The 26,219-nt window shown below is 41.4% G+C and carries 28 protein-coding genes and 1 pseudogene; 23 read left to right on the top strand and 6 right to left on the bottom strand.

Features of this window, described 5'->3' with window-relative positions; translation table 11 throughout:
- Positions 1 to 97 precede the first annotated feature (97 nt).
- The 3 genes from B9Y67_RS03325 to B9Y67_RS03335 are packed head-to-tail and all read left to right on the top strand — an operon-like array spanning position 98 to position 2,635.
- Positions 98 to 880, top strand: coding sequence for an ABC transporter ATP-binding protein (locus B9Y67_RS03325; RefSeq protein WP_085505355.1), 783 nt, complete (start codon positions 98 to 100; stop codon positions 878 to 880).
- A 23-nt stretch (positions 881 to 903) separates the two neighbouring features.
- Entirely contained in the window at positions 904 to 1,863 is a 960-nt protein-coding gene (locus tag B9Y67_RS03330; RefSeq protein ID WP_085505356.1) for an ABC transporter substrate-binding protein, read from the top strand.
- Between the two features lie 4 nt (positions 1,864 to 1,867).
- Positions 1,868 to 2,635 carry an ABC transporter permease gene (locus tag B9Y67_RS03335; protein WP_085505357.1) on the top strand — a complete coding sequence of 256 codons (768 nt, stop codon included), beginning with the start codon at positions 1,868 to 1,870 and terminating at the stop codon, positions 2,633 to 2,635.
- Positions 2,636 to 2,670: 35 nt separating this feature from the next.
- Here B9Y67_RS03335 and B9Y67_RS03340 read toward each other — a convergent pair whose 3' ends face one another.
- Entirely contained in the window at positions 2,671 to 3,096 is a 426-nt protein-coding gene (locus B9Y67_RS03340) for a winged helix-turn-helix transcriptional regulator (protein ID WP_085505358.1), read from the bottom strand.
- 153 nt (positions 3,097 to 3,249) lie between these two features.
- On the opposite strand from B9Y67_RS03340, the gene B9Y67_RS03345 reads away from it, so the two are divergent.
- From B9Y67_RS03345 to B9Y67_RS03425, 17 genes are all read left to right on the top strand, one after another.
- Positions 3,250 to 3,780, top strand: a complete 531-nt coding sequence (locus B9Y67_RS03345) for a DUF4242 domain-containing protein (protein ID WP_085505359.1) — start codon at positions 3,250 to 3,252, stop codon at positions 3,778 to 3,780.
- A 36-nt stretch (positions 3,781 to 3,816) separates the two neighbouring features.
- Positions 3,817 to 4,872 carry an acyl-CoA dehydrogenase family protein gene (locus B9Y67_RS03350; RefSeq protein WP_085505360.1) on the top strand — a complete coding sequence of 352 codons (1,056 nt, stop codon included), beginning with the start codon at positions 3,817 to 3,819 and terminating at the stop codon, positions 4,870 to 4,872.
- Positions 4,873 to 4,977: 105 nt separating this feature from the next.
- Positions 4,978 to 5,403, top strand: coding sequence for an NUDIX hydrolase (locus B9Y67_RS03355; RefSeq protein ID WP_085505361.1), 426 nt, complete (start codon positions 4,978 to 4,980; stop codon positions 5,401 to 5,403).
- 217 nt (positions 5,404 to 5,620) lie between these two features.
- Positions 5,621 to 6,103 carry a flavin reductase family protein gene (locus tag B9Y67_RS03360; RefSeq protein ID WP_085505362.1) on the top strand — a complete coding sequence of 161 codons (483 nt, stop codon included), beginning with the start codon at positions 5,621 to 5,623 and terminating at the stop codon, positions 6,101 to 6,103.
- A 20-nt stretch (positions 6,104 to 6,123) separates the two neighbouring features.
- Positions 6,124 to 7,599, top strand: coding sequence for a 4-hydroxyphenylacetate 3-hydroxylase family protein (locus tag B9Y67_RS03365; protein ID WP_085505363.1), 1,476 nt, complete (start codon positions 6,124 to 6,126; stop codon positions 7,597 to 7,599).
- Positions 7,600 to 7,712: 113 nt separating this feature from the next.
- The gene (locus tag B9Y67_RS03370) at positions 7,713 to 8,462 is read left to right on the top strand and encodes an IclR family transcriptional regulator (RefSeq protein ID WP_085505364.1); all 750 of its coding nucleotides are present in this window, start codon (positions 7,713 to 7,715) and stop codon (positions 8,460 to 8,462) included.
- Between the two features lie 51 nt (positions 8,463 to 8,513).
- Positions 8,514 to 9,068: a 3-hydroxyanthranilate 3,4-dioxygenase gene (locus tag B9Y67_RS03375; RefSeq protein ID WP_085505365.1), complete on the top strand. Its 555-nt coding sequence runs from the start codon at positions 8,514 to 8,516 to the stop codon at positions 9,066 to 9,068.
- Positions 9,065 to 10,117, top strand: coding sequence for an amidohydrolase family protein (locus tag B9Y67_RS03380; RefSeq protein ID WP_441007545.1), 1,053 nt, complete (start codon positions 9,065 to 9,067; stop codon positions 10,115 to 10,117). The genes B9Y67_RS03375 and B9Y67_RS03380 overlap by 4 nt, the downstream gene beginning before the upstream one ends.
- Positions 10,065 to 10,526 (top strand): RidA family protein, encoded by a 462-nt coding sequence (locus B9Y67_RS03385; protein WP_085505367.1) that lies wholly within the window; start codon positions 10,065 to 10,067, stop codon positions 10,524 to 10,526. The genes B9Y67_RS03380 and B9Y67_RS03385 overlap by 53 nt, the downstream gene beginning before the upstream one ends.
- 65 nt (positions 10,527 to 10,591) lie before the next feature.
- Positions 10,592 to 12,067, top strand: coding sequence for an aldehyde dehydrogenase (locus B9Y67_RS03390; protein WP_085505368.1), 1,476 nt, complete (start codon positions 10,592 to 10,594; stop codon positions 12,065 to 12,067).
- Between the two features lie 113 nt (positions 12,068 to 12,180).
- Positions 12,181 to 12,900, top strand: a complete 720-nt coding sequence (locus tag B9Y67_RS03395) for a 2-keto-4-pentenoate hydratase (protein WP_085505636.1) — start codon at positions 12,181 to 12,183, stop codon at positions 12,898 to 12,900.
- A 30-nt stretch (positions 12,901 to 12,930) separates the two neighbouring features.
- Positions 12,931 to 13,722, top strand: a complete 792-nt coding sequence (locus tag B9Y67_RS03400; RefSeq protein ID WP_254901689.1) for a 2-keto-4-pentenoate hydratase — start codon at positions 12,931 to 12,933, stop codon at positions 13,720 to 13,722.
- A gap of 12 nt (positions 13,723 to 13,734) precedes the next feature.
- Positions 13,735 to 13,932, top strand: a complete 198-nt coding sequence (locus B9Y67_RS03405) for a 2-hydroxymuconate tautomerase family protein (RefSeq protein WP_085505369.1) — start codon at positions 13,735 to 13,737, stop codon at positions 13,930 to 13,932.
- 40 nt (positions 13,933 to 13,972) lie between these two features.
- Complete coding sequence (locus B9Y67_RS03410) at positions 13,973 to 14,518, top strand: FAD synthetase family protein (RefSeq protein WP_085505370.1); 546 nt, start codon at positions 13,973 to 13,975, stop codon at positions 14,516 to 14,518.
- A 58-nt stretch (positions 14,519 to 14,576) separates the two neighbouring features.
- Entirely contained in the window at positions 14,577 to 15,590 is a 1,014-nt protein-coding gene (locus B9Y67_RS03415) for a TRAP transporter substrate-binding protein (protein ID WP_085505371.1), read from the top strand.
- A gap of 19 nt (positions 15,591 to 15,609) precedes the next feature.
- A complete protein-coding gene (locus tag B9Y67_RS03420; RefSeq protein WP_085505372.1) occupies positions 15,610 to 16,089 on the top strand; it encodes a TRAP transporter small permease in 480 nt (159 codons plus the stop codon).
- Positions 16,086 to 17,366 (top strand): TRAP transporter large permease, encoded by a 1,281-nt coding sequence (locus tag B9Y67_RS03425; protein ID WP_085505373.1) that lies wholly within the window; start codon positions 16,086 to 16,088, stop codon positions 17,364 to 17,366. Before B9Y67_RS03420 ends, B9Y67_RS03425 begins: the two co-directional genes overlap by 4 nt.
- Positions 17,367 to 17,546: 180 nt before the next feature.
- Here the strand turns inward: B9Y67_RS03425 and B9Y67_RS03430 are convergent.
- Together B9Y67_RS03430 and B9Y67_RS03435 are read right to left on the bottom strand one after the other, a co-directional pair.
- Positions 17,547 to 18,333, bottom strand: a pseudogene (locus B9Y67_RS03430) (TerC family protein).
- Between the two features lie 30 nt (positions 18,334 to 18,363).
- Entirely contained in the window at positions 18,364 to 18,750 is a 387-nt protein-coding gene (locus B9Y67_RS03435) for a sporulation protein (protein ID WP_085505374.1), read from the bottom strand.
- 664 nt (positions 18,751 to 19,414) lie between these two features.
- Here B9Y67_RS03435 and B9Y67_RS03440 point away from each other — a divergent pair.
- Positions 19,415 to 20,692: an IS110 family RNA-guided transposase gene (locus B9Y67_RS03440; RefSeq protein ID WP_085505375.1), complete on the top strand. Its 1,278-nt coding sequence runs from the start codon at positions 19,415 to 19,417 to the stop codon at positions 20,690 to 20,692.
- Positions 20,693 to 21,444: 752 nt separating this feature from the next.
- Here the strand turns inward: B9Y67_RS03440 and metA are convergent.
- A complete protein-coding gene (metA, locus tag B9Y67_RS03445) occupies positions 21,445 to 22,353 on the bottom strand; it encodes a homoserine O-acetyltransferase MetA (protein ID WP_085505376.1) in 909 nt (302 codons plus the stop codon).
- Positions 22,354 to 22,544: 191 nt separating this feature from the next.
- The gene (locus B9Y67_RS03450; protein WP_085505377.1) at positions 22,545 to 23,402 is read right to left on the bottom strand and encodes an STAS domain-containing protein; all 858 of its coding nucleotides are present in this window, start codon (positions 23,400 to 23,402) and stop codon (positions 22,545 to 22,547) included.
- 283 nt (positions 23,403 to 23,685) lie between these two features.
- On the opposite strand from B9Y67_RS03450, the gene B9Y67_RS03455 reads away from it, so the two are divergent.
- Positions 23,686 to 25,353: a glycoside hydrolase family 13 protein gene (locus B9Y67_RS03455; protein ID WP_085505378.1), complete on the top strand. Its 1,668-nt coding sequence runs from the start codon at positions 23,686 to 23,688 to the stop codon at positions 25,351 to 25,353.
- A gap of 37 nt (positions 25,354 to 25,390) precedes the next feature.
- Here B9Y67_RS03455 and B9Y67_RS03460 read toward each other — a convergent pair whose 3' ends face one another.
- A complete protein-coding gene (locus B9Y67_RS03460; RefSeq protein WP_139823715.1) occupies positions 25,391 to 25,678 on the bottom strand; it encodes a hypothetical protein in 288 nt (95 codons plus the stop codon).
- Positions 25,679 to 25,941: 263 nt separating this feature from the next.
- Between B9Y67_RS03460 and B9Y67_RS20585 the strand changes: the two genes are divergently transcribed.
- Entirely contained in the window at positions 25,942 to 26,085 is a 144-nt protein-coding gene (locus B9Y67_RS20585) for a hypothetical protein (protein ID WP_176223900.1), read from the top strand.
- Positions 26,086 to 26,219: the final 134 nt, after the last annotated feature.

The following is a 26,219-nucleotide window of genomic DNA, read 5'->3' on the forward strand; positions in this document are numbered from 1 at the left end:
CGAAGCCAGTTGTTTTTTTATACAAAGTATAATAGAATAACTTACAACATTAAAACACAGTAATTTTATATGAATTAATGGGATTGGAGGGTGGCAATTGAGTGATCATGCGATTCAAATCAGGAATTTGACGAAGAGTTTTCTAAACAAGGGTACTAAAGAAGAGGTATTAAAGAGTATTAATGTCGATATTGAAAGAGGAGAAACAATTGCAGTCATCGGACAAAGCGGGTGTGGAAAGAGTACACTGCTAAACGTAATTGGCGGGTTCGAAACTCCGGATAGTGGAAGTGTTTTATTTGAAGGAGAGAAAGTGACCAGTCCCAGTAGAAGAAGTGTCATGCTTTTTCAGAATTATGGCTTATTACCATGGAGGTCGGTGCAAAAGAATGTGGAATTAGGTTTGGAAGACACTAACCTTTCATCAGCAGAGCGAAAAGAAAAAGCTCTTCACTATCTTCAAATGGTTGGTCTCCAGGATAAATGGGATCGCTTTCCACATCAGTTATCGGGTGGAATGCAGCAACGGGTAGCGATTGCTAGAGCTTTGGCAATCGAGCCGGAATTGCTTTTAATGGATGAACCATTCGGAGCATTGGACACCTTCAATCGTTATTACCTGCAAGACGAGCTCCTTAAAATACAAAAAGAGGCCAACACAACGATAATATTGGTTACCCATGATATTGATGAAGCGATTTACCTGGCTGATCGGGTCTTCATTATGAGCACCAACTCCGGTGATATCCAACGAGAAGTGGTAATCAACGCTTATAAACCAAGAGACAGAAGTGGAAGAGACTTTCAATATTTCAGGAAATTGATACTGGAAGAATTCCAATTGAGCAGTGCAACTCCTTCTTTGGAATATAATATTTAAAAGTAATCGGAGGACTGATTATTATGTTTGCAAAAAAAATGCTATGGATAGCTTCATTCTCGGTACTGTTTCTCGTCTTGAGTGCATGTGGTTCGGATTCGGAAACCGACGGAGATGGTAAGCCGACAATCAAGCTGGGATACTTACCGATTACCCATGCCGTCCCTTTATATATGGAAAAGCATTTAATAGAAGAACAAGATAAGAATTTCAATATTGAGCTGGTGAAGTTTCCGTCTTGGCCAGATTTGATGGACGCATTAAATACAGGACAAATTGATGGGGCTTCTGCTTTAGTAACCGTTGCGATGAAAGCGAAAGAACAAGGAATTGATTTGAAAGCAGTAGCATTGGGACACCGGGATGGTAACGTTCTGGTTACCGGTAACGAAATAGAAAGTGTTCAAGATTTAAAGGGAGAAACTTTCGCGATCCCACATAAATTTTCCACACATAATATTCTCCTGTACCAAATGCTGAAAAAAGAGGGATTAGCCTATGAAGATGTGAATGCTGTGGAAATGCCTCCAGCTGAAATGCCTGCCGCCCTTTCCGAAGGCAGAATTGCGGGCTACGTGGTAGCAGAACCTTTTGGTGCCCAGTCTGTTGCGTTAGGAAAAGGTAAAGTCCTCTATCAATCTGATGAATTATGGACGGATTCTGTGGATTGTGCATTGATTTTACACAATGATTTTATCGAGAAAGATAAAGAACTGGTTCAGGAATTCATGAATAGCTATGTGGAAGCTGGTAAAGAGGCAGAGAAAAAAGATCAGCATGTCCATGACGTAGCTTCGGAATACATGAAAGTAAACGAAGAAGTGATGAATTTATCCTTGAAATGGATTTCCTATGATGATTTGAAGATTCCAGAAGATTCTTACCATGAGTTAAGCAGCTACCTGCAGGAAATGGGGTTATCGGAAAACCCTCCTTCTTATGAAGAATTTGTAGATAATACTTTCATAGATAAGGCGAAGTGATTGAATGAAAACGCTACGGAAAACTACTAATATTTTCATAGGCATAAGCATCATTATAGTAATCTGGCAATTGACGACAATGCTGTTTGATTTCGAGGAAGCATTATTACCTCCGCCACTTATGGTAGCGGAAGGGATCGTTTCCTTGATTGCAGATGGGACATTTTTTGAACACTTGAAGGTAAGTATGTATCGCTTTTTGGTCGGCTACCTTTCAGCTGTGGTCGTGGCTGTACTGCTCGGCTTGTTGTTAGGAAGGATGACGAAGCTATGGGATGTTTTTGATCCGATTGTTCAATTATTAAGACCAGTAGCCCCGATTGCGTGGTCCCCATTCATCGTTTTATGGTTCGGTATCGGGAGTGCTCCGGCGATTGTCATTATTTTCATTGCTGCCTTCTTCCCCGTTCTTTTATCAACTGTCTCAGGGGTTAAAAAGGTGGATGGAACTTATCTGAAGCTGGCCAGGAATTTAGAGATCAAACAGCCACAGTTAATGACGAAAATCATTTTCCCGGCGGCTTTTCCAGCTATCGCTAATGGACTTCATATCGGTCTCGGCACTGCGTGGATTTTCCTCGTTTCTGGTGAAATGGTAGGGGCGCAATCGGGACTTGGATACCTTATAGTAGATGCCCGGAACCTGCTGCGGCTGGATCTCGTGCTTGCCGGGATTATTTTCATCGGTGTATGTGGGCTGCTGCTGGATAAAGCAATTCGTTTGTTTGAACGTTGGATTGAAAAGCAATGGGGAATTGTACCGAACGACTGATCACAATAAAAAAGACAGGGGCCAGGTCCCTGTCTTTAATCCACTTCCACCACGGAAAGTTCATCAACATTCTCGTTACAATAAGAGCAGTAGTATGTGATGTCAACTTCATGGTTACATTTATCGTGGATAATTTTCTTATAACATTTATCGAGATGCTGTCGCCCCCAAAGGATAATAGAATTGAAAACATCCTCTAAATCTTTTCCGCTATCTGTCAAATTATAAGCGTAACGAGGGGGATGGTCGCTGTACAAGGAGGAAGCGACGAGTCCGCTTTCTTCTAAATATTTCAGGCGATCTGACAGTAAGTTGGATGAAATCCCATTCAACCCTCTTTTGATCTCACTGAAGGTATTGTTACCAATGAATATTTCGTGAACGATTAATAGCGTCCATCGATCGCCGATGATGTTTAAAGTTTGTGCTATATTGCAAGGTAAATCATAAGTAGCTTTCATGTTTTTCCCTCCATTGAATTTTCGTAATTTGATGATAACATAATTTTTTTATAATACTAGGTTGATTTTTTGAACTTAGTAGCATAAACTAACAATATAGTTAAAGTTGATTAAGTTTATCGGAATAATCATTTTATGAGGAGAGGATAAGAAATGGCGTTATATTTAGTAGAATCCACGTTAAAAGAAAGAATTTCTGATAAAGAAGAGTTTGAAGGCTCAGTCGAGAAATTAAAAACAAGTTTAGAACAAAATAATGTCAATCTGATCGAAGTACAGGTTTCCAAAGATTTCGAAAGAGTCTTTTTCATCTTCGAAGCAGAAAGTGCTGAGACCTTAGAAAAGGAATTGAAAGATGAAGGTGTAGCAATCGACTTGATCAAGGAAGTACGGATTGTTGGAAAAGAACTGGAAGAAGTGAAAAAGCAGGCAGATAAAGTGAACTATTTAGTCGAGTGGAATCTTCCTGAAGATCTCACAATGGATCAATACCTGGCACGCAAGAAAAAGAATTCCGTACATTATGCAGAAGTACCAGAGGTTTCTTTCTCGAGGACGTATGTTTGTGAAGATATGACGAAATGCCTCTGCTTTTATGATGCACCAGATGAAGATGCGGTGAAACGTGCCCGGGAAGCAGTAAATACTCCACTCGATTCGATTACTGAAATCAACAATGATTAACTTGTATTAGTTTATGGAAAGGGGCGCTGACCGGCTATGATAACCGAAGGGAATGCGGATCAACATAATAAAATAGCCCCATTAATCAAAGAAAAATTGAAACCATACGTTAAGAAAGTGGATCTCGACGCCTTTTATGCAGAGGATTATCTGCTAAGTCTCGGGAAGGCCGGCTTGTTTCAGTCGCCAGGTCACATAAAAGACGAAGTCGTTTACAATGAGATGCAGCTGGTCGAAGAAACAGCAAAAACATGTATGACAACGGCTTTCAATCTTTGGTGCCATCTCGCTTCATTGACTTACCTGCGCTGCAGCGATAAGGAAACGCTTAAGAGAGAATTGCTTCCTCAACTGGAAAATGGGGGGACACTTGGTGCCACTGGGTTGTCCAACCCAATGAAAAACTATGCTGGCCTGGAACCCCTTCATTTGCAGGCAGAAAGAAAAGAGGAAGGCTGGATCTTATCCGGTAACTTGCCTTCTGTCTCTAACCTGGGAAAAGGTCATTGGTTCGGAGCGGTTGCCAATACCAATGAGGGGAAGCACCTAATGGCCTTTGTTCCGTGCGAGGCTGAAGGTCTAAAGTTCAAGGAGAAAGCGGATTACCTTGGGGTTAACGGCAGTGCTACTTTTGCCTGCCAGTTCAACGATGTCTTTATCCCTGAGAAATGGATCATCTCCACCAACGCTCAACAATTTATTAAAAAGATCCGTCCGTATTTCGTACTTTACCAGGTACCTTTAGGATTGGGAATCATTGAAGCTTCAATAGAATCCATTCGAAAAGCATCCAGGAAACAAGGCGGCGCGAATTGTCATTTGACTGTTCAAGCTGACGAACTTGCCGAAAAACATGCCTATCTTCGCAATAAATTATACACGTTGGTCACTGGACAAGAATGGACAGATATTCTTAAAGTTCGTTTAGCCGTAGCCAAGCTTGCACTGAAAGCCGTCCAGGCGGATATGCTGCATAACGGCGGAGCGGCTTACCTGCAAAAAAGCAATCCAGCGAGAAGGTTGAAAGAATCATATTTCCTGGCCAACCTGACCCCAACGATCAGACATTTAGAAAAACTATTAACTAATTAATCTATTAGCCTATTCTGAGGAATCGTCAGGATAGGCTTTTTTAATTTTGTACACACTATCAAAGATGGAATACTACATTTAGACATTACGAGCAGGTGATCTTTAATGAAAAAACTATCAGCAGGCTTGATACTGACAGATGGAGAAAAATTCCTTGGATGTCATTCAACAGGCAATTGGTTCTATGACTTGCCAAAAGGAGAAGTCGGGGAAGGGGAAGACCCAAGATCAACCTGTGTTCGAGAAGTGAAAGAAGAAACCAACTTGGATGTTCCTAAAGAAGAACTGGTCGATTTAGGGGTGTTCGACTACAACCCTAAGAAGGACCTTCATCTTTTTTTACTGAAAGTTGACAAGCTTCCTGATACGGCAGAAATGAGTTGTTCCTCCTATTTTATTCATCCGTATACAAAAAAGGAGACACCGGAAGTGGATGGCTATAAGTATCTTCGGTTTGGAGAGCAGGAGAATTATATGACGAAGAATATGGTGAAAGTGATTAACGAAGTACAAACTTTATACCATTACTAGCAAATATCTAGGAGCATAATTAATCTTCGGGCAGTGAATCGACAAGTTCACTGTCTTTTTTCTTGTTTGAAGTTTCTGAATAAAGAAATTAGTCGGTTTAATCAGAAATATTAAAAAAATATCCCGGAATTTCATAATATGAAATTTTGAGCTTTTTACTATTTCATAATTTTGTATAGTGTTTACAGAATTTACTTATGGAGGTGGAATAACGAAAATGGATGTGCGCGACTTAAGAAATTGTTTGGGAAGTTTTGCCACTGGTGTAACGGTTGTTACCTGGAGTGAAGAGGATGAGGTTAAGAAAGGGATTACGGTCAACTCTTTTACATCTGTATCCTTGGATCCTCCTCTTATTTTGGTATCTATTGATAAGAATGCTAAGGCTTATGAAAGTCTTAAAAACAAGAGTTTCATTGTAAATATCTTATCCTCAGGCCAAGAAGCCATTGCCTGGCAATTTGCCGGCCGTGAACAACAAGGCTTAACCATCGAGTGGGAAGAATGTGAATACGGTCCCAAAATAAAGGGAGCATTAGCGACCATCGAGTGTAGTCCATGGAAAGAATATGATGGTGGAGACCATGTTTTATTTTTAGGTGAAGTTAAGAATTATACGTATCAGGAAGATGATGGATTAGTGTTCTTCAAAGGTAAATTTCGTCAGACAAAGGCTATTGAAAACTATGTTACAGATTAATTGAAGGAGGCACAACTGTTATGGGGATTCGTACTGGAGCGGAATATATAGAAGGTTTAAAATCGCGGCAGCCTGAGGTATGGCTCGGTGGTCAAAAGGTTACGGATGTTTACAACGAGCCGGTTTTTCATCAGCCGATTAAGGAAATTGCTAAACTTTATGATATGCAAAATGACCCTGCGTACCGAGACGATGTTACTTATATTTGCGAGGAGAATGGGGAACGAGTTTCTCAGGCTTTCAAAGTACCAAAGTCATACGAAGATTTGAAAGCGCGTTCAAAACTTTTTGAAATTTGGGCAAGAGCCACATTTGGGCTAATGGGCAGGACACCGGATTTCTTGAATGTGACTGTAACAGCGATGGCGAGTAACTCGTGGTTCCTTGAACAGTATGATTCTGAATGGGCAAAAAATATGATCGATTATCACAAGTATATTCGTGATAATGATCTCTTCTTAACGCATGCCATTATTAATCCACAGAATGATCGGAGTAAGGCTTCTCATGAGCAAAGTGATGAGTTTACTCATTTAGGGGTGGTTGAAGATAGAGAAGATGGCTTTGTCGTACGAGGAGCAAAAATGCTTGCAACTCTTGCTCCGATTACAGACGAAGTTATTATCTATTCTTTTCCTGGATTTAAACCAGGAGACGAAAAATATGCCATCGCATTCGCATTACCGTTAGATACACCAGGGTTACAAATCATTTGCCGGGAGCCAGCGCAGGATGGCAAGCGTTCCCTATTCGATCACCCGCTTTCCTCACGTTACGAAGAAATGGATGCCCTCCTTGTATTTAATGATGTGTTCGTCCCTAAACATAGAATATTCATCAATCAAAACGTAGAGGCCGCTAACCTGCTGTATCCTAAAACAGGCATCGGTCAACAGCCTGCACATCAATCGGGGGTAAGAGGGTTAATCAAGCTGCAATTTGCTTCGGAAGTGGCTGCCAGGGTTGCGGACTCTATCGGTGTCGATGGATATTTAAATGTTCAGACCCAACTGGGAGAGTTGATGCAGTCAGTAGAAGCTATAAGGTCGTTACTCCGTGTTTCTGAATATGAGTATGAGACATTGCCTCATGGGGAAGTGATGCCAGCAGGTACCCCGCTGGAGACTATCCGTGGTATGCTGCCAAAAATGTACCCGAGAGCAGTCGAGGTTATTCAGACGATCGGTGCTGGCGGCTTGTTGATGTCCCCATCAGAGGCAGACTTTGTCAATCCGGAACTCAGAAGCGTTACTGAGAAATATTATGTAGGACGTGAAGGAGTTTCTTCAGAAGAAAGGGTGCAATTATTCAAGCTTGCCTGGGATCTAAGTGGAGAAGCATTCGGTCAACGTCTGCTTCAATATGAGCGTTATTATTCTGGTGATCCTGTCAGAAGGCTAGGGCGTTTTTATAACGGATTCAAACGTAAGAATAAATTTGAAATGGTAGATGAGGCGTTGAAAGGAACGAAAGTCGACCAGGTACAAACGACCTAAATATACAATTTTCGTCAGGGCTGGTTAGCGTTTATTTAAGTAATTCCTTTATACTGGTTAATATGGGAAAAATTACTTATAAACGTTATAGAAATAAGGGGGAAGGAAGCTAAGTGATCTCGTCTGTTCGGAAAGTTTCCAAAATTCTAAATTGTTTTACTAATGATGAACCCGCGCTTGGTAATTTAGAAATTGCAGAGAAGTTAGGAATGAATCCAAGTACGGTGAACCACCTTGTACGTACGTTATGTCAGGAAGGGATCCTAATACAAGATAGCCGTCGAAGATATCGTTTAGGCTGGAAGCTTCTTGAATGGAGTAATCACGTGATGTACCAGCAGGACATCTACAATGAAGCCACTCCTTTTTGTGAACGACTGGTTAGAAAATTTCATGGCACCGTGCACATCGGAATGTTTGATGCCGGGGAAGTTCGCTTTGTCCTAAAAGTGCAGTCGAAAGATTCCCTCCCAGTACCAACTTATATTGGTGCTACCAAACCAGCCTATTGTACGAGTACGGGAAAAGTGTTACTAGCTTATAATCCATCCTTTCTTAAACCTACGATATCCAAAGGCCTTTTAAAACTGGCACCCAATACGATTACAGACCTGGATACCTTAAAGGAAGAATTAAGACAAATTAAGAAGCAAGGATATGCGATAAGCAACAATGAAAATGAGCTAGGTTTATATGGAATAGCAGCACCTATCCGTTCGTATACCGGCCAAATAATTGCGTCCTTGAATATGGTAGGGCCAATCACTTATATGAATGGCAAAAACCGTGAAGATATGATTAAAAATGTTGTGAGCACAGCAGAAAATATTTCTAAAGATTTGGGTTATATTAACGCTTTGTGAAAGCGGTTACAAATTAGTTTGATAGATAAATAAACACAAGGAGGATTTATTATGTCCACTAAATCTACATCTTTACTGAAATCCAGGGTGTTGGATCTACAGAAAACGATTGAGGAAAACAAACATTTATTGCAACCGCCTGTAAATAATAAAGTGCTATGGGAAGATTCCGAGTACATCGCGATGCTCCTTGGGGGACCTAACAAGCGTCGTGACTTCCATATCGACCCTGCTGATGAGTTCTTCTATCAGGTGAAAGGAAGCGCCTTTGTAGAATGCATCAATGGAGAGGGAGAACGTGAGATCGTAGAAGTTGGAGAAGGAGAGATGTTCATGCTTCCAGCGCATGTCCCTCATTCTCCACACCGGGTTGCAGACTCCTATGGCATAGTGATTGAGCGTAAGAGAGGAGAGGGAGAGCTTGAGAGTTTCTCCTGGTTCTGTGATAACTGTAACCATGAAATGCACCGTGCTACTGTGCAATTGACTGACATAGGAACACAAGTTAAAGAAGCGATTGAAACATTCAACGGAAGTGAGGAACTTCGAACTTGTGATAAGTGCGGGTATGTAATGTCTCCTGAAGCAAAGGAATGGAAGGCATGAGGGTAGATTTTCACACACATATTATCCCAAAAGATTTACCTGACTTCACAGAAAAGTATGAGGGCAAATGGCCCACTTTGAATCAAACCTGTGCTTGTGGCGCAAATATTATGATCGAAGACAACGTATTCAGGGAAGTTACCGATCAAGTTTGGGACCCGGAAAAAAGGATTAAGGATATGGATAGGGAGGGTGTAGATATTCAGGTGCTTTCCCCGATTCCGGTCACCTTTTCCTATTGGGCAGACGTAAAAGCTGCTACAGAGATGGCCAAAATACAGAACGATTTCATTTCTGAAACTGTCAAGAAAAACCCGGCACGTTTTATTGGTTTGGGTACAGTTCCCATGCAAAACGTAAAAGCTGCCATTAAAGAAATGGAACGATGTATCAACGAGCTCCACCTTTACGGAATTGAAATTGGTACAAATATCAATGGGGAGAATCTTGACTCCCCTCAATTCCTCGAATTCTTCGAAAAAGCCGAAGAATGGAATGTGCCTTTATTCATTCATCCCTGGGAGACGATGGCGAAAGATCGCACGCCACGTCACAATTTTATGTACACCATAGGGATGCCCAGTGAAACAGCACTGGCAGCCGCCAGCTTGATTTGGAGCGGAGTCATCGAAAAGTTCCCGAAGTTGAAGGTTTGCTTGGCCCATGGGGGTGGATCTTTCCCGTATATCCTCCCAAGACTGGATAAAGGGTGGGAAGTATGGCCGCATTTAAGATTGACCCCTCATCCGCCAAGCCATTATGTGAAGAACTTTTATTTTGATTCATTAAACTATGATTCTCTTAATATCAACTACTTGATTGATCGTTTTGGCCACGACCGAGTGATGATGGGTTCCGATTATCCATTTTTATTGCGAGAAATTCCGCCTGGGAAAGTAGTAGATGAAATGGATAATTTGACTGAAGCACAGAAAAGCATGTTATTAGGGGAGAATGCGCTCCGATTCTTAAATGTAAAGGAGAAAAGGTTAAATTATGGAACAAAAAGTAATCACGCCAGAGGAGAAACTGCAAAACCTCGGTCTTGAACTTTCTCCTGTTCGCTCGGCGGTGGGGAATTATGTGAGCCACGTAAAAGTAGGTAATCTAATCTTCACTGCTGGTCAGGGGGTAGATCAATACCATGGGAAGCTTGGATTAGATTTAAGTGTTGAAGAAGGATATCAAGCCGCACGAATATCCATGCTGAACCTGTTATGTGTTTTAAAAGCTGAGCTTCAAGAATTAAGTAAAGTGAAGCGTGTTGTCAAATTATTAGGAATGGTGAATTGTACAGAAGATTTTATAAATCAGCCCAAAGTGATCGACGGGGCCTCTGATCTTCTGGTCGAAGTGTTTGGGGAAAGAGGGCGTCATGCCCGTTCAGCAGTTGGAATGGCACAGCTTCCAGGCGGGACAGCCATCGAGATTGAAATGATTGTAGAAATTGAAGAATGAGATGGTGGCGTTAAGTCACCATCTTTCCTTAAACTCACTCGAGATTTAGTAAAGGAGGACATTACATGCCTATAAAGGAAATGTACGGGAAAAAGGTTCAACCTATTGATTGTCGTCACTTTATCAATGGGAATTATATGGACTTTGAGAATGGGAGAACCTTTGAAAATATTAATCCAGCTACAGAAGAAGTGATGGGCAAAGTAGCGGAAGGTGGATACGAAGAGGTTGACTTGGCCGTTAAAGCAGCCAGGACTGCTTTAAAAGGGCAATGGTCTACCATTACTACGGCACAAAGATCCCAAATTTTACGCCGTATTGGAGATTTAATTATTGATAGAAAAGAAGAGTTAGCAGCACTGGAAGCAATGGATACAGGTAAGCCTTATGAAATGGCGCTGGAAGTTGATATTACTCGGGCAGCCTATAATTTTCATTTCTTTGCAGATTTCCTGACATCATTAGGAACGGAATCTTACCAGCAAGATGATCTGGCATTACATTATTCCATCCGCCGTCCTGTAGGCGTAGTGGGGATGATCAACCCATGGAATTTACCATTACTCCTGCTGACTTGGAAAATGGCCCCGTGTCTTGCAGCAGGAAACACAGTAGTAATGAAACCTGCCGAATGGACACCGATGACTGCTACAATACTGGCGGAAATTATTCAAGAAGCTGGAGTTCCGGACGGGGTAGTCAATTTAGTACATGGGTTTGGCCCGAATTCTGCGGGGGCAGCTCTCACAGAACATGAAGATGTAGATGCGATAACATTCACTGGAGAGACCAAGACAGGAACAGCAATCATGAAGGCTGCTGCACCTACTTTGAAAAAACTCTCCTATGAACTGGGGGGTAAGAACCCAAATATTATTTTCGCTGATTCTGACCTCGATGAAGTGATTGAAACAACGCTTAAGTCCAGTTTTATGAACCAGGGAGAAGTGTGTCTTTGCGGATCCAGAATTTATGTGGAACGGGAAGTTTATGATGAATTCCTGGATAAATTTGTAATGAAAACGAGAGAACTACAGGTAGGAGATCCATTCGATTCAGGGACAAAAGTAGGTGCTGTCATTTCGAAAGAGCATTATGATCGTGTGAATCATTATATTCAAATTGCAGAGGAAGAAGGCGGAGAAATCCTTACGGGAGGCAATCGTCCGAAGGGAATGCGTAAAGGATACTTTATTGAGCCTACTATTGTAGCTGGTCTAAACCGTGATTCCAGGTGTGTACGAGAAGAGATTTTTGGACCTGTAGTTACCGTAATGCCTTTTGATAGAGAAGAAGAAGTAATCGAACAAGCAAACGATACCCATTATGGGTTGGGGACGACTATTTGGACAAATGACTTACGGCGTGCCCACCGGGTAGCTCACCAAATAGAGGCGGGAATTATCTGGGTTAACACTTGGTACCTAAGAGATTTACGCACACCTTTTGGAGGACTGAAACAAAGTGGTATTGGCAGAGAAGGCGGGATACACAGCTTTGAATTTTATAGTGAATTGTCGAATATCACGATCAAACTCTAGTGGTGACTATCTAAAAAGGAAGGAGGTTTTGCTTCTTGACTAGAAAAATACCGAGCAGTGATTTGGATGATTTGTCCGGTCAGTTAGAACAAGCAGAAAAACAACAGCAAAGTATGCAGGCATTAACAGATATAAAAAGCGATTTGACTATGGAAGAAGCCTACCGGATCCAACTGGTAAATATCCAGAAAAAAGTAAATGAGGGCCATCAGGTGGTGGGTAAGAAGATCGGGTTAACTTCTATTGCTATGCAAGAGCTGTTAGGAGTAGATGAACCTGATTACGGACATCTCCTGGATACTATGGCAGTTGAAAGTGGAGGGGAAATTCCACCCAATAGAGTCCTGCAGCCAAAAGTGGAAGGGGAGGTAGCCTTTATATTAAAAGAAGAATTGCGAGGGCCTTCTATCACAGTGGAAGATGTCATGGAAGCTACGGAATCTGTGATGACGGCTATCGAGATAGTAGATAGCAGGATTTCTGATTGGAAAATTACCCTTCCGGACACCATTGCTGATAACGCATCATCTGGCCTGTATGTACTTGGTGATAACGCTGTCCCTATTCAAGGGGTAAACCTTCCGCGGCTGAACATGGAACTTTTTAAGAATGGGGAGCGGGTGAATACAGGAAAAGGTTCTGCAGCGCTGGGAAATCCGGCCAAATGTGTCGCATGGCTTGCAAATAAGCTGGCTAAATATGATATTTCCTTGAAAAAAGGTGAAGTGATTTTGTCAGGAGCGTTGTCTGCAGCAGTTAATGCAAAACCGGGCGATGAATTTTCTGTAAGGATCGACCAGCTGGGTGAAGCTTCTGTAAGATTTACAAAATAAAATACATACAGACGAAAGGAGCGTAAGTTTTTGAAAACCAAAGCAATAGATTTGAAAAAGTTAGCAGAGCACGTGGATAGGCATCAAAATGATGCGGTGGAAATGGAAAAGCTAACCCTCCAATATCCTGATTTATCAGTAGAAGATGCTTATAAAATACAAAGTTTGTGGGGGGAGCTGGCAGGCGCACGTGGAGATCAGATGATTGGATGGAAAATGGGACTGACCAGCCGGGCTAAACAAGAATCTGTGGGGGTTAAAGAACCGATATATGGAAGACTTACTCAGTCGATGGAAGTAGCTGATCGGAAATTGAGACTTAATGGGTTAATTCACCCAAGAGTAGAACCGGAAGTCGCTTTTGTAATGAAAGAAGAACTAAAAGGAGAAAACCTTACTCCCAGGGATATTTGGGCAGCCACAGACTTCATCATGCCTGCAGTAGAAGTGATTGATAGTCGTTATAAAAATTTTTCCTTCACGTTAGAAGATGTAGTGGCTGATAACGCATCCTCTTCCAAGTTTTTTCTTGGAGATCAAGCCTACTCGCCGTACCATACTTCTCTTAGTGATATGCCAGTGTCCCTCTATAAAAATGGTGAGGTTGTTCAATCAGGCTCAGGTGCTGCTGTACTTGGCCATCCCGTTCGTTCCATTATGGAACTTGCCAATATGATTAATCGGTTTGGTCTGTCCATTGATCCTGGAATGGTTATCCTGACTGGAGGAATTACGGAAGCAGTACATGTCTACGATGAAGATGAAATTGAAGTCGATTTCGGCACGTTAGGAAAAATGAAATTGGATGTCACTGCTTCATAAGGAGGTATAATCATGCCCGTTGCTTTCCTCCATATCGTGAAGGGACGTAATGAAGATACAAAAAAACAATTAATAAAAGAAGTAAATGAAGCGATCGTCCGAAGCTTAACGATTGATTCTGAAAAAGTACGTATCATCATTCAAGAAGTTGAAAAGGAAAACTGGGCTGTTGGCGGCGTAACAAAAGCCGACAGTGAGAATGAAAAGTGATTGGTAATCTTATTAACATCTACTGAAAGAGGTGGTCCCTATGAGAGCGCATGATAATAGAACACCAGACTTACCGGGAGCGGTGGTCGCCATTGGTGCATTTGATGGTGTACATCGCGGCCACCAAAAAGTCATCTTACAGGCCGTTCAAAGAAGTAAGGAACTGATGGTTCCAAGCTTAGTTTACACATTCGATCCTCCTCCCCGATCTTACTTTCAAGGCGCCAAGGTTTTGACGACGGTGGAAGAAAAAATTAGCAGAATAGTCACGTTAGGGGTTGACCATATTGTAGTAGCCAACTTTGATCAATCCTATATTAATAGATCTGCTGATAGTTTTATTGAGGAACTTACAAGAGTTTCTCCAAAAGAAATAAATGTAGGGCGGGATTTCCGGTTTGGAAAGAACCGAACTGGTGATGTGACCAAATTATCAAAGCATTTCCAGGTTAGTTTAACTGAGACCGTTCGTTGTGCTGGAGGTGTCACCATCTCTTCCACGAGAATTCGCAAACTATTGCTGCAAGGAAAGCATCACGAAGCAGCTTTGTTATTAGGGTGGGAACAACCAGCCCCTGTCTACTAAGAGAGATCGTGAAAAAAGTGCTTCCCGGTTGCTTATTAAATTAATAGGAGGAAATTTTATGAATAAAAGATTATATCTGCTCGTATTTGCGTTCATGTTGTTGGTACTAGGAGCTTGTAATAACTCTTCAGATACCGGTGCAACTCAAGATGCCAATGCACAGGACGGAGAGACTTATTCATTTAAATTGGCACATATCACTCCCCCTTCTCACATGTGGCATAAAGGAGCTGAAAAATTCAAGGAAGAACTTGATCAAAGGTCTGATGGAAGAATGCAACTGGAAATTTACCCTTCCAGCCAGCTTGGTACGGAAGCAGATATGGTAGAGCAAATTGTAGGAGGCTCCATTGATTTTGGATTAATAACTGCAGCTTATATGAGTTCCCGAGAGGAAGCGTTTGCTGCCTGGTTCACTCCTTATGCATTTGAAGATCTGGAAGCCGCAAATGATGCGAGAGATTCGGATGTGGCCAAAAAGATACTGGGCACTTTAGATCAACAGGGGTTAGTAGGGTTTGATTACCTTTTTGCAGGACAGCGCGTGATGCTTTTTAAAGATAAAGAAGTAAAGAGCACAGAAGATATGAATGGCTTGAAGCTGCGTGTAACTCCTAGTCCTCCGATGCAGGATTTCTATACATCGACAGGGGCTGGCACCGAGGGGCTTCCACTGCCTGAGGTATATTCAGCAGTACAGACTGGGGTCATTGATGGGATGGATATGGACCTCGATGCTGCCATCACAAATAAATATTACGAAGTTGTCGACCATGGGGCTGTTACCAACCACATGGTATGGCCTGCAATTGCCATGGTGAATAAATCTACTTTCGAAGGGATGTCTGAAGCTGATCAGCAAATTGTTAGAGAATCTATTAAAGCAGCAGCTGAATATACGGCTATGACAAGAGCAGAACAAGAAGAGGAATTCAAAGAAGAGTTGCAGGATAATGGCATGAATATCTATGAGCTCGATTCCTCTGTATTTAGTAAACAGATTGATATGTTTGATGAAAAATACGGAGCGAAGGATCCGCTTATTCAAGAGTTCATTGATACATTTCGATAAGACTTAGGGGGTTGAACAGATGAAGGCAATTAGTTATGGGATTTCAAAAATAGAAAGAATACTTGCGGTTATCCTGATGTTTTGTATGGCTGTCGTGTTGGCTGTTGCAGTAGTATTTCGTTATCTGTTGCAATCTCCCTTATCGTGGGCAGGTGAGGTTTCTATTTTCCTGTTGATTTGGATCAGTTTTATTGGTGGCAGTCTGGGACTGAAATATAAGTCCCAGGCTAGTGTCACGATAGTAATGGAGTTCATTCCTGACAATATAAGAAAGATCGTATCCGTTATTGGGCATATTTTTATGCTCCTTTTTCTACTTATATTGATCTTCTATAGTGTGAATTGGATTTTATCCCCAAGCGTTGCCTACCAAAAATCAACTACGTTGCTATTGCCTATGTGGATTCCCTATATGGCTGTTCCACTAGGGCTTAGCTTTGCAGCCATTCATCTATTTTCCAATCTAATTGACTTCTTCAGAAAGGATGAGAGTCAATGAGTGTTTTTGTTGTGATCATGTTTTTTGTTTTTTTATTTATGGCAATACCAATTTCACTTGTCCTGGGTATGACAACGATTTTGTACTTTTTAGTGGAGGGGAATACTACTTTGATGGAGTCCGCCCCCATGAGGATGTACTCTGGACTAGATAACTTTGGTTTGTTGGCTATTCCGTTGTTCATGCTGGCAGGAGAATTGATGAATGGGGGAGGCATCACAACACGACTTGTGAAGTTTGCTAAAGTTCTATTTGGTCATGTCAGGGGAGGGTTAGCCTATGTGACTGTGGTTTCAAATATGTTTCTAGCCTCTATTTTGGGGTCTGCTAATGCACAAGCAGCTATGATGAGTAAAGTAATGGTGCCTGAAATGGAAAGGGAAGGTTACAATAAGGATTTTTCCTCTGCTCTGACATTGGCATCATCAATCGTAGCACCTATTATTCCCCCAAGTATGATATTCATTATCTATGGGACTTTGTCTGGGACGTCAATAGGTGGTTTGTTTATGGCTGGTATTATACCAGGAGTCCTATATGGGATAGGTTTTATATTGCTGATCAGTTTAATAGGATACAAATATAACTTCCAGAAAAGTAAACGAGCATCATGGAAAGAAATCTTTAAAAGTACATTTAGTGTATTACCAGCTTTATTAGTACCTTTCATCATAATAGCTGGTATAATCAGCGGTGCGTTTACAGCGACTGAATCAGCAGCAATAGCATCTGTCGTAGCCTATATTGTAGGGGCATTTTTTTACAAAGAGCTTAAATGGAGAAAAATTCCTGATATACTTATCAACACGGTACTCACCTCGGCAACGGTTACATTCTTAATTGCAATGGCTAATATTTTTGGATGGATGATTGCGTTTGAACAAATTCCTCAAGCTATAGTTACCGGGATGACATCTTTGTCTGATAACCCGATTGTGTTTTTACTGTTAGTGAATATTTTTCTTCTATTGTTAGGAGCCGTATTGGATGGAATAGCAGCCTTAATCATACTGGTTCCTGTATTTATGCCACTGCTTACAACATTTGAAATTGATCCGATTCATTTCGGGGTGATCATCTGTATCAATTTAACGATAGGCTTGTTAACTCCACCAGTTGGGACTGGGCTCTTTATCGTTTCATCTATTGCAGAGGTCCGTTTTGAGAAATTGGTCCAGGCAGTAGCACCATTTCTGATTATGGGGATACTTATTTTATTTGTTATTACCTACTGGGAAAATGCTACCATGTGGATTCCTAATTGGTTAGGATTATAATGGAATACCTAATAATCCACCGGTTTTACATATAAGTAAAATCAAGATAGGGCGGGTAGGTATGAGTAATAAAACTATTAATATATCCCCATGTTTACTTAATAAACTATCATTAAAAAATTTTCTATTATTCCACCTGAAAGCAAAAAACTGCTGGAATTCCAGCAGTTTTTTAAATGGTTAATTCTGTACAACGGGTTTGCTCTCTACAGTTTGATGAGTTTTTTCTTTAGATAAAAACCAGCCTCCGATACCAATGGAAAGCAGGACAGACCAGAAGGATATTTTCCAGCCGGCACTTTTAGCAAAACCTTCTGTAAGGATGGCGAGTTCTGGATGAGCCAGGGTATAGACGGCGAGCTTAACACCAACCCAGGCGACGATCAGGTAGGCAGCAGTTTCGAGACCTGGTCTACGGTCGAGCAGGCCCACAAAATAGCTGGCTGCAAATCGCATGATGACAAGGCCGATAATTCCTCCAGCAAGGATGACGGCGAAGTGACCGCCATCCATGCCACCAATTTCAGGCATGCTGGTCATTGGTAATGTGACTGCTAAGGCAACAGCAGCGAGAATGGAGTCGACGGCAAATGCAATGTCTTTCCAACTCTACTTTAATAACAGTTGCCCAGAACCCTGAGCCCTTTTTCACTTCTTTTACAGTTTTCAACTTCGGTTTCAGTACATGCTTTTTCAATAGGTGATAGACCGCGATGCCGAATAAGTAGAGGGCACCGATCGCCTGAACCTGCCAAATGTGCACCAGGTAGGAAATGATGAACAAAGATCCGAAACGGAATATGAACGCACCTGCCAGCCCGTAAAATAATGCTTTCTTTCTTTGTTCTATTGGAAGGTGTTTGACCATCGTAGCAATGACGAGGGCGTTATCTGCTGCCAAAATACCTTCTAAACCAATGAGAATCAATAATACCCATCCATATTCCATCAATAAAGAAAAGTCCAATTCATGTGCTCCTTCATAATAGTTATATTTTTAATCCCTAACGATGATTTCATCATGGTCAAAACTTTTGACATCTTCCTTAAAAACAATCTTTGTTCGTAAGCGGTAGGTAATGGCGTTTGTTGTAGGTGAAAGTTCTTTCGGTAACTGATAGTGGAAAGGGATTTCCGTTTTATCGTTCGCTTCGATTGTCTTTGACATTAATACGGTGGTTACAGGCTCGATAAATTCTGGTTTTCTGCCAGCTTGTTCTTTCACTAAGTCGCACTCCAGGCGATTCACCCTCTGGCTTACCCAGCCACCATATAAATGAAAAGAACCGGAGACGGTGCTGCCAGGGGGGAGTTCATTTCTATTTAAAATCAAATCCACTTTAGGTGATCCGATTTTCAGCTTGCTTAACACTTTCATAATCATTGTTGTTACCTCCTTGAGCTAAAGTTTACATAAATGATGTTTTTACATCGTTACCCACATTTCTGAAGTGATAGACACGTGTGACTAAATGCTGCAGTCCCCCTCATAGGCAATAAAAAAACCTTTACCAATGACATGGTAAAGGTCTTATGAAGTCCATATTGATACCTTTACCGTATTAGGCAAAGGTCTCGCAAACAACGTAATGTTGCCAGTTAAGCCGGTGATCAAGGACCACGTATTGTCGACATAACTGTCAGCTACTCCCCTTTGGAGTTTTATTCAGTTTGATAAAGCTGAAACCTGTATATATATAATAATACAATTTTTGGAATCTGTCTATCTATTATTTCCTTTTAATAAGACTCTGTTAAACTTTATTGTTGATTTTTCAAAATAGGCTTATTCCACAATACGGACGAAAAGTCGAAGACTTGATTTCGAGATGATTGTAGAAGTTAAGGGGCGTTGGGGAAGGATTCGCTTTCCTGCGGGGGACCTGGCAAGCTTCCTCGGGCTTTGCCCTGCGGGATCTTGCCTTGCTCCTTCTCCCGCGGGAGATTCCTGTGGGATTCAGTAGAGGGGTCTTGAATGAAAAAAAGCCCTCCGTTATGATGCATTTGTACAACCAAATACAAACAAACATCAAAAGGAGGACTTCCCCTTGAATTCTAATAGGAATGCTAAAATAAATCAAATCTCTGGAGAATCCTTAGTGATCGGTATCGATATCGCTAAAAAAACCCATTATGCATGCGCGGTCGATGATCGCGGACGGGAACTCCAACGTCCCGTTGGATTTACTCAGAGTAGGGCTGGCTTCGAAGGGTTTCACAAACAGATAAAGGAATGGCTGCACCAACATGGAAAAAGTGAGGTTATCATCGGGTTTGAACCCACAGGTCATTACTGGATGAACCTGGCTGCTTTCCTCCTTGAAGAGGACATCTCTTTTGTGGTCGTCAATCCTGCGCATGTGAAACAATCGAAAGAGTTTGATGATAATCTTCAAACAAAAAACGATAAAAAGGACGCAAGATTGATTGCGAAACTCATGATTGGTGGTAATTTCAGCTATCCCAGAATTCCAGAAGGTATAGAAGCTGAACTGAAAAACGGCTCCATAACGCGGTGGAAACTGAAAGACAAACAAGCGATGTTGAAAAACCAAATGACGGGGTTGATCGACCAGTACTTTCCTGAATTTAAAACCGTCATCAAAGGGTTTGGTCAATTGGCTTGCGCCATTTTGAAATACACGCCTTTTCCTGAGGATCTACTAAACCAGGAGGTAGAGGAACTGGCACTGATGTATAAAGAAAAAGCGGGTATATCCTCTCCTTCGAAAAGTAAGATTCGAGAGATGAAACGGGCAGCTGAAAACTCCATTGGTATTTCGACAGGCAAAGAGGTGGCACGCTTTGAAATCGCCGCACTTGTCGATCAGTTTCTTCTAATCGAACGTCAACTGACAGAACTCAATCATCACTTAGAAGATTTAGTCACCCAGCTGGATGAATACGAATACCTGATATCGATTCCCGGCATTGGAAAGCATACGATCATTGATTTGATTGCGGAAACGGGTTCACTTAAGCAGTACACACATTCACGCCAACTCATTAAATTAGCGGGATTAACACTGCGCGAGAACTCTTCCGGTTACCATAAAGGTCAAAAGAAAATTTCCAAACGGGGACGAAAACGGCTCAGAAACCTTCTTTTTCGCGCCATATTGCCTTTGATTCAAAATAATCGTGCGTTTAAAGAATTGTACCAGTACTACATTACTCGTCCCGTTAATCCTTTGAAAAAGAAGGAAGCAATGGTCGTGTTGTGCGGAAAACTGTTAAAGATCTTTTTTGGTTTATCGAACCGCCAGGTTCACTTCAATGAGGACCGAATGAAACAGGACCTCCACTGTCTTCAACAGGCAGCGTAACCTATATTTCTGACCCATAAGATGACACGGAGAAGCTGGCGCAAAGCGAGACAACAGACTACGAGTCTATGCGGGAGAATAAAGCCGGCCTCTGCCTTATGATGAGACCAAACGAAGGAATGTAGGCGCACGACGCCAAGAGACATGGGAGGGTAAGTCCTCATAAGAAAGCAGGGATCCAAGGTGCATCGATTCATACAAAAAAGATCGCCTAATACAGTTAGGAAACGCAACGCGTCCCTTCGATTTCCTTAATATTGAAGAAAAGGAATAACTTGTTTAACAAATGAAGTATAAAAAAAATTTAAAAGTGTTAAAACGATCTTTAACCCTTGGTGTATCAACATTTCCGGAGGGAGTCTCACCCTTCCCCCACGCCCCTTGCCATATAAGATACACGAAATCGTGTTTGGAAATCCCAGCCCTATTTTGTGGTGAGAATCCTATTACAATGGTAAATCGACCGTATTTTCTGCTCCAAAATCACTCTATTTCTGATGGAAGTTTCGAGAAACTAATGAAAGTATGGTGGCTGGGAAAACGGTGAGACTCCAGTGGGATGAACATGAGCGGTGAGATCCCGCAAGGCGAAGCCTGAGGAAGCTCACCACATGCCCACGGAAAGCGATCCGTTTTCCCAGCCACCATAATTGCAATCAAAAGTCTCGAAACTGAGTTTTTAGGTAAAGGGAGCTTTTATTGCAAAATCAACACGGAGATTTAACAGAGCCTTTAATAAATAAGTTTTTACGTTATTTCCAGGAAAACGGCGTCTCCTGATATACATAGTAATTCAGCCAATTATAGAACATTAAATACGCATGAGAACGCCAGCGGTTTAATGGCTTCTTCTCTGGGTCATTGTCGGGGAAATAATCAACAGGTACATGAGGCTCCAGCCCTCTATTTGTATCCCTGTGGTATTCGTCTCCTAGTGTTTCGGCGTCATACTCAATGTGGCCGGTGATCATTACGTGTTTTTGATCCTTCGAAAGGATCGTGCATGGGCCAGCTTCCTCAGAAGAAGATAAGAGAATCAGGTCATCGTGTGCCAGTATTTCTTCCTCAGAAACACTGGTATAACGAGAGTGAGGCACCACAAATTCATCATCACTGCCTCGGGCAAGCTTAATATTGTCCTGTAGTAAGCGATGTTTAAACACTCCGGTCAACTTTTGAGGCAATTCATATTTACCAATACCGTAATGGTGGTAAAGTGCGGCTTGGGCACCCCAGCATATATGCATGACGGAAGTGACATGGTCTTTTGTCCATTCCATGATTTCCGTAAGTTCTTCCCAGTACACGACATCTTCGAACGGTAACTGTTCAATCGGCGCACCGGTCACAATCATGCCGTCAAAACGCTGGTGTTTGATATCTTTGAAGCTTTTATAGAATTGCTGCAAGTGTGACTTGCTCACATTTTTCGACTCATAAGTAGCGGTATGTAAAAACTCGACATTTACTTGAAGTGGAGAGTTACTGAGCAGCCGCAGCAATTGAGTCTCGGTCCGTTCTTTTTCTGGCATCAGGTTCAGGATCAGTATATTCAAAGGACGGATATCCTGGGTTTTCGCCCGTTCTTCGTCCATCGTAAAAATGTTCTCTTCTGAAAGAATTTCTCCTGCTGGTAAATCTTTGGGAATATTTATAGGCAAACCAAGTTCCTCCTTCGAAAAAAGAATAATATACTCATTATAGCGGCGTAATTTAACGAGAGCAATGGAGATGCAAGATAAATATCATTCTATTCAGAAGTTTTTGTAAGTGAAGGATTTTAGCTTAAGAGCTATTTAAAAAGAAGCCCTGCAATAAGAGCTTCTACGGTTCAACTGTCTTTGATATTCTGTTACTTTATGTGAGCATCTACCTCTACTCTTTTTATTCCGCAGTCTTCGAGCGCTTGGTGAAGGCTTGCGAATGTCTTGATCCCTTTAAAGTTGATACCTAATGAAGTGATGGTTTGAGCTATTTTAGGACGGATTCCGCTGATTCGTGTGTTGATGCCAAGGAGGTTCAATGAATTGATGATTGTGAACAACTCATTGCTAACCATGGTATCTAAAACCGGAACACCAGAAATATCAAATATCACTTCTTCGAGGCCAAGACTATTGGCTTCTGTCAGGGCGACTTCATTGATTAAAGCGGCCCGGTGGGTATCAATAGCTCCAACAAGCGGGATGACGGCAAGGCCTTCTGCTATCGGTACCATTGGAACCGACAGCTCTTCCAGGGCACTGTGTGCAGTATCAGCAATCATCTGCTGGTGTTCTTCATGTACTCTGCCATATACGCGTGTTACGATATCGACAAGCCGGTCAATTTTCCTGGAGATTTCAATGACTGCTCTTGGGCTGATATGTTCCTGATTTAATTCCTCCTGAAAAAATTCCCAGATGGTGGGTTGAAAAAAGGAGATGACCCGAAGAGCCTCCGTCAGTGATACATCGTATTCGATTGTTCGCTTAGCAGCTACTTCTGCCCACTCATATACCTGATGTTGCACTTCTTTTTCATCTTTATATAAAACTTCCCCGAAGGATTTGAATAAATCCGCTCGAATTTTATAATATTCTGCTTCGGGCATACCAGTTTCAGCGAAATTTTCCGGGTATACTTTCATTACTTCTTTATTAAAGGTTTCTGTCAATTCATATCGATGATCTACTATTTTTTCTCCGATATATCTGAATTCCTTCTCCATCAAATTACTCCTTTAAGCCTGACATATAGTTGAAGAAGATGATAACGTTAATCCTTTATATAATACCAAATAATTGAAGATATACAAGTGAAGAATAAACAGCACCTCAAATGGATGTAATCGATTTCAATTACTGCTTGACAATAGATAGTAGCAATTATACGATAAATGAAGAGAAATTAGTAGAGGTCGTTGTTTGACCTTGTTATTTTTTTGTCTATTTGTGCAATCGATTGCACATCAACGATATAATTTAATGACAACAGGTTAGGAGCAGTCTATTATGAGCAGAAAATGGTGGAAAGAAGCAGTAGCATATCAAGTATATCCGCGAAGTTTTATGGATTCAAATGGAGATGGAATCGGCGACATACAGGGTGTCATATCTAAGCTGGATTACCTGAAGGATCTCGGAATAGATGTGATTTGGATTTGTCCGGTCTACAGCTCACCGAATGATGATAATGGGTATGATATCAGTGATTATAAAGGTATCATGGAGGAGTTTGGAACAATGGCTGATTTCGATCAGCTGTTGAAAGAGGTTCATAAGCGTGGTATGCGACTGATCATGGATCTTGTCATCAACCATACTTCTGATGAACATCCGTGGTTTATCGAATCCCGCTCTTCTAAAGACAATCCATATCGGGATTATTATATTTGGCATCCGGGAAAAGACGGCAAGAAGCCAAACAACTGGGAATCAATTTTTGGCGGGTCAGCATGGGAGTTTGATCCGAAGACAAAAGAGTATTACATGCATGTATTTTCCCGGAAGCAGCCAGATTTGAATTGGGAGAATCCGGAAGTACGTGTAAACCTTTATGAAATGGTCAATTGGTGGCTCGATAAAGGGATTGATGGATTCCGAATCGATGCGATTTCCCATATTAAAAAGATCCCGGGCTTCCCCGATCTCCCTAACCCGGAAAACAAAAAGTATGTCCCATCCTTCGAAGGGCATATGAACCGTGAAGGCATACAGATTTTTCTGGAGGAATTGAAAGAAAAGACATTCGATAATTACGACATTATGACTGTTGGTGAAGCTAATGGGGTTAAAGTCGAGCAAGCCGATGAATGGGTCGGAGAGGAAAATGGCAAGTTCAATATGATCTTCCAATTCGAGCATCTTGACCTCTGGGGTAAAAGTACCGATGGCGGCCTTGATATCCACTCCTTGAAAGAAATTTTAACCAAATGGCAGAAGGGGCTGGAAGGCAGAGGGTGGAATGCGTTGTTCCTGGAAAACCATGACCAGCCGAGATCTGTTTCGACCTGGGGAAATGATAGGGGATTTCTGGATAAGTCGGCGAAATGTCTGGCGACCATGTACTTTTTGATGCAGGGAACGCCGTTCATTTATCAGGGGCAGGAGATCGGAATGACCAATACAAAGTTTGATTCTATTGAGGACTACAATGATGTAGCCATTAAGAATATGTACTATAACGAATTAGAAGAAGGCAAGTCCCACGAAGAAATCATGGAGGTCATTTGGAAAAATGGCCGCGACAATTCAAGGACGCCGATGCAATGGAATGATACAGAAAATGCTGGTTTTACAACTGGAACGCCATGGCTGAAGTTAAATCCGAACTACACGGAAATCAATGTACAAAAAGGAATAGAGGATCCAAACTCTATTTATCATTACTACAAGCAGCTGATTGATTTGAGAAAAAGCAGTGATGTTCTCATATATGGCAACTATGACCTTATATTAGAAGACCACGATAGTATTTACGCATACACCCGCACTTTGGAGGATGAAAAGGTACTTGTTATCACGAATCTTTTTGAAGAAGATGCTGATTTGGAACTGCCGGCAGATCTTCAGGACAAAGAGGCAGAGCTTTTGCTCAGCAACTATGCGATTGATTCTGAGGAAAACTTAAAATTTGTTAGGTTCAAGCCTTATGAGGCTCGTGTTTATAAACTTAAATAATAACAAGAAATGCACCTGTCAACGATAGGTGCATTTCTTATTTGGCTAGCGCGATGAAGATCATAGCAAATATGCAGGCGAAGAAAATAGTATATAGAAGAAGCCATAGTTTCAATAAAAGGGAGCCATGTTTGATCTTATCGATTATCTTGTCTTTTTTGGGTGACCAGGTCTCTTGCTCTTCTTCATTCTTCATATTATTGATTTTTTCACGCCAAAAGCCCTTTCCTTCTACGGTGAACTGAAGCCAATAAATCGACAACACTCCTCCTAACAGGATGGAACCTTGGCTTAGCCACTTTAATATAGTTATGATATTACCCATCCTTTTACCCCAATATGTGATTTTCACTTTCATATTAATATGAAAAATCTCTTTATTAACGGACAAACAAAACCTCCATATTAAATTACAGGCCCACTATAACAAACTTCCGTTTTATATAGTTGAGGAAATATCATCCATCTCATGTTCAATTGACTCGAAGGCATGAAAATTAGAGCTTAGCTAAAGCTAAAGTTGAGGTGATAAAAGTGAAAAAGAATTTTCATATTCCTACGGAAGCAAAAGGTACAGGAGAAATAGGCATGCAAAATACGGTAAAGTCCAATCAGCCATTTGACGCCGAGGACAGCCTTTCTGGAGACTCAGTGGATGAACATAAGAAAAAAGAATCTTTCAATGAAGATCAGGCTGCTAAAGAAATTGGCCAGGTTTATAATAATTCCTAAGTACCAGACAATAACTCACTCATAAACATGTGGTTGAGTTATTTTTTTCGTATAAGAAAGCATACTGGTGCTTAACTCACATAAAAAATTAAAAAGAATGGGAACGGGATTTCCAATCATACATATAAGTACAA

The sequence above is a fragment of the Thalassobacillus devorans genome, from assembly GCF_900176565.1.
Classification (GTDB): Bacteria; Bacillota; Bacilli; order Bacillales; family Halobacillaceae; genus Thalassobacillus; species Thalassobacillus devorans_A.

What these genes read in the sequence shown, in the direction of transcription:
- B9Y67_RS03360 (WP_085505362.1), top strand. Translation starts at nt 5,621, where the DNA reads ATGGATGTGCGCGACTTAAGAAATTGTTTGGGAAGTTTTGCCACTGGT.
- B9Y67_RS03345 (WP_085505359.1), top strand. Translation starts at nt 3,250, where the DNA reads ATGGCGTTATATTTAGTAGAATCCACGTTAAAAGAAAGAATTTCTGAT.
- B9Y67_RS03395 (WP_085505636.1), top strand. Translation starts at nt 12,181, where the DNA reads ATGCAGGCATTAACAGATATAAAAAGCGATTTGACTATGGAAGAAGCC.
- B9Y67_RS03455 (WP_085505378.1), top strand. Translation starts at nt 23,686, where the DNA reads ATGAGCAGAAAATGGTGGAAAGAAGCAGTAGCATATCAAGTATATCCG.
- B9Y67_RS03380 (WP_441007545.1), top strand. Translation starts at nt 9,065, where the DNA reads ATGAGGGTAGATTTTCACACACATATTATCCCAAAAGATTTACCTGAC.
- B9Y67_RS03365 (WP_085505363.1), top strand. Translation starts at nt 6,124, where the DNA reads ATGGGGATTCGTACTGGAGCGGAATATATAGAAGGTTTAAAATCGCGG.
- B9Y67_RS03385 (WP_085505367.1), top strand. Translation starts at nt 10,065, where the DNA reads ATGGAACAAAAAGTAATCACGCCAGAGGAGAAACTGCAAAACCTCGGT.
- B9Y67_RS03340 (WP_085505358.1), bottom strand. Translation starts at nt 3,096, where the DNA reads ATGAAAGCTACTTATGATTTACCTTGCAATATAGCACAAACTTTAAAC.
- B9Y67_RS03390 (WP_085505368.1), top strand. Translation starts at nt 10,592, where the DNA reads ATGCCTATAAAGGAAATGTACGGGAAAAAGGTTCAACCTATTGATTGT.
- B9Y67_RS03405 (WP_085505369.1), top strand. Translation starts at nt 13,735, where the DNA reads ATGCCCGTTGCTTTCCTCCATATCGTGAAGGGACGTAATGAAGATACA.
- B9Y67_RS03330 (WP_085505356.1), top strand. Translation starts at nt 904, where the DNA reads ATGTTTGCAAAAAAAATGCTATGGATAGCTTCATTCTCGGTACTGTTT.
- B9Y67_RS03335 (WP_085505357.1), top strand. Translation starts at nt 1,868, where the DNA reads ATGAAAACGCTACGGAAAACTACTAATATTTTCATAGGCATAAGCATC.
- B9Y67_RS03350 (WP_085505360.1), top strand. Translation starts at nt 3,817, where the DNA reads ATGATAACCGAAGGGAATGCGGATCAACATAATAAAATAGCCCCATTA.
- B9Y67_RS03410 (WP_085505370.1), top strand. Translation starts at nt 13,973, where the DNA reads ATGAGAGCGCATGATAATAGAACACCAGACTTACCGGGAGCGGTGGTC.
- B9Y67_RS03425 (WP_085505373.1), top strand. Translation starts at nt 16,086, where the DNA reads ATGAGTGTTTTTGTTGTGATCATGTTTTTTGTTTTTTTATTTATGGCA.
- B9Y67_RS20585 (WP_176223900.1), top strand. Translation starts at nt 25,942, where the DNA reads ATGCAAAATACGGTAAAGTCCAATCAGCCATTTGACGCCGAGGACAGC.
- B9Y67_RS03460 (WP_139823715.1), bottom strand. Translation starts at nt 25,678, where the DNA reads ATGGGTAATATCATAACTATATTAAAGTGGCTAAGCCAAGGTTCCATC.
- B9Y67_RS03415 (WP_085505371.1), top strand. Translation starts at nt 14,577, where the DNA reads ATGAATAAAAGATTATATCTGCTCGTATTTGCGTTCATGTTGTTGGTA.
- B9Y67_RS03355 (WP_085505361.1), top strand. Translation starts at nt 4,978, where the DNA reads ATGAAAAAACTATCAGCAGGCTTGATACTGACAGATGGAGAAAAATTC.
- B9Y67_RS03420 (WP_085505372.1), top strand. Translation starts at nt 15,610, where the DNA reads ATGAAGGCAATTAGTTATGGGATTTCAAAAATAGAAAGAATACTTGCG.
- B9Y67_RS03375 (WP_085505365.1), top strand. Translation starts at nt 8,514, where the DNA reads ATGTCCACTAAATCTACATCTTTACTGAAATCCAGGGTGTTGGATCTA.
- B9Y67_RS03450 (WP_085505377.1), bottom strand. Translation starts at nt 23,402, where the DNA reads ATGGAGAAGGAATTCAGATATATCGGAGAAAAAATAGTAGATCATCGA.
- B9Y67_RS03435 (WP_085505374.1), bottom strand. Translation starts at nt 18,750, where the DNA reads ATGATTATGAAAGTGTTAAGCAAGCTGAAAATCGGATCACCTAAAGTG.